Below are 864 nucleotides of genomic sequence, written 5' to 3' on the forward strand. Positions count from 1 at the left end.
TGAATATCCTGGCGTGCCGGCGCATACCGCCGCCAACTCCCTGATGCGTGACCAAACATATTTCGCCTATCGGTCAAGCCTTTACAACCTTGGAACCCTGCACGAGATCGGACTTCCCGCGCCGAAGATTACAGGCCTGGTTGAGGCTGACGCGTATACGCCGAAACTTGGCACAAAGGGAAGGTTTAGAACGGTGCCATCGGATACCGTATTCACATCGCTGCGACATGCGATCGAGTTTCATATTGAACATGGCACTGAGATCATCAAGGGCTTTTGCCGAGTTGCACTGGAGTGTCAAAAGCGCGGCATCGCCCCCTCTACCTTATCCGAAAATGAAGTACAAAAAAATTGTTGGCCCCTATCTGGTAAACCTAGGCGTCACTCAATTATCGTTGAGTTCTCGAATCATCGACACCAAGACCCTGCGCGAGTCGATCAAAGGAAATAAACAGGAGTACTTTGACAAGCTCCGAAATAATGTAGGCCTTTACGACCTTCTTGCTACGTACATGGGTGGAATCCAGCTGACCATTGGCGCATTAATGGCCCGACGCGTTAGTGAGCTTTACACACTCAAAGCCGACAAGTGCTTAAGCGCTTGTGGTGAATGGCTAAACTTTAGCAACGCCAAAAGCAGCAAGCACCTGTTCGGTTATCGTCGAACGGAAACACGACCTATCGAACCCATCGCCGGGGACATGATTAAGAATCTTGTGAAAATGCAGAAAATCCTTTTGCGCATCGGATACATCAAGTCCTACAAGACACTGTTTGCGCTACCCCATATGCGTGGCCAACGAGGCCTGGTTGATACTGGCAATACAGCCTACAACCGAAACCTTTTTATATTTTTGCGACTAC

At 49.3% G+C, this 864-nt stretch carries 1 pseudogene; it reads left to right on the forward strand.

Annotated features, from left to right (window positions below):
• Positions 1-245: 245 nt before the first annotated feature.
• Positions 246-864: pseudogene (locus G3436_RS26335) on the forward strand (integrase); the annotation flags it as partial.

It is taken from the genome of Pseudomonas brassicae (assembly GCF_010671725.1).
GTDB lineage: Bacteria > Pseudomonadota > Gammaproteobacteria > Pseudomonadales > Pseudomonadaceae > Aquipseudomonas > Aquipseudomonas brassicae.